The following is a 1,218-nucleotide window of genomic DNA, read 5'->3' as shown; positions in this document are numbered from 1 at the left end:
TTTAGGCCCCGGGAAGTTGCCGAGAGCCGGTTCTATGGTGGGTACGATCCCGAGTTTCTTTTTAGAAAGGTTGAACTGCTTTATACGGCATACCAGCACCGTGACGAATTCAAGCGCTTCGTTAACGCCGCCACCGGGGCCGAGAACGATGAGAGCCTTACGGACCAGTACTTCCGAGGATTGGCGGTAGAAATTCATTGTTCCACCTTCCAACAGATTGAATCGTTGTTCGCGCTCCTGATAGCGGTATTCCAGAACCTGCCGCACTGGCTGTATCTGTCTCGGTATACGAACGAGGAAATGCTCGGTAAGATCAAGGGATTTGCGGCCGGGCACGTCGCCGACATCTCGGGCGGGGCCTGCCAGACTGCAAGCCAATTCGTTACGAAAGCCATTTATGCGGGCGTGGCCGAGGCGGAGACAGGTCCTCGATGGAAGAGAACGCGGGAGGACTTGGCCTGGTTCCTGTCCGAGATGGCGACACGCTACATCAAAGGCCGTGACGAGTACAATGCATACAAGCACGGCTTGCGCATGCTCCCGGGCGACGGCGCGCAGTTGCTCGTAGAAGTCGGGCGGGGCACCGGCGACTTCCGTCGAATCCTCTCAATGGGTCACTCTCTGAGTTATCTCGAAGTCGAGAAGCGGCCAACCGACTACATTACTAGGGAAGTCACGAAGGAGATCAACCCGGAAGATTCGTTTCAGGCTGCGTACATTATGTCCGAGATTGCGACAACTGCCTGCAAAATCCGTCTTGCCGTCATTCGCGGCGAAAAAGGAGTGGAGACCCCGACTTTCGAAATTGACCGAGCGAGTCTGGTTCGGCTGAAACCCGTTGCGCGGTTCGCGCTTCCGTTTTGAGCATTCCCTACGCCCCCGGAGCGAACGCCGTGGGTCAGCCGGTGGCCAAACGCGGTCCCGGCACACCCCGCCACTTCTGCCGGCTTCGCTTCCTGCCGGGTCGGCGAAATAGCGACGGAGGGCTCTACTTCTTCCTTGCCTGCACCACGCTCAAGGCCCACTCTTTCCCCTTTGCATCCAGCACATACGCCCGACCCCGTTCGATGGCGAACTTCAACTCATCACCCACATCACCGGGGCACTTCGGGGTTGTAATCCCGTACAGGTCAAACCGCGACGTTAGCGGCCTCAAGTGGAACACGAAACCATCGGCTTCCACTACGCATGTCAGTACTCCCTCATAGTTCGCCCGGG

2 protein-coding genes are annotated in these 1,218 nt (G+C 57.8%); one reads left to right on the top strand and one right to left on the bottom strand.

The features are described 5' to 3' along the window. Positions 1-864 (top strand): hypothetical protein (locus VN622_07590; protein ID HWR35714.1); only part of this gene is annotated, 864 nt, incomplete at its 5' end. Positions 865-988: 124 nt separating this feature from the next. On the opposite strand, the gene VN622_07585 is transcribed toward VN622_07590, so the two are convergent. Continuing rightward, on the bottom strand, positions 989-1,218 hold a 230-nt coding region (locus tag VN622_07585; protein HWR35713.1), incomplete at its 5' end, for a hypothetical protein.

The organism is Clostridia bacterium (assembly GCA_035561135.1).
GTDB lineage: Bacteria > Acidobacteriota > Terriglobia > Terriglobales > Acidobacteriaceae > DATMYA01.
The sequence above is the reverse complement of the archived record's forward strand: the minus strand, read 5'-3'. Positions and strand labels throughout refer to the sequence as shown.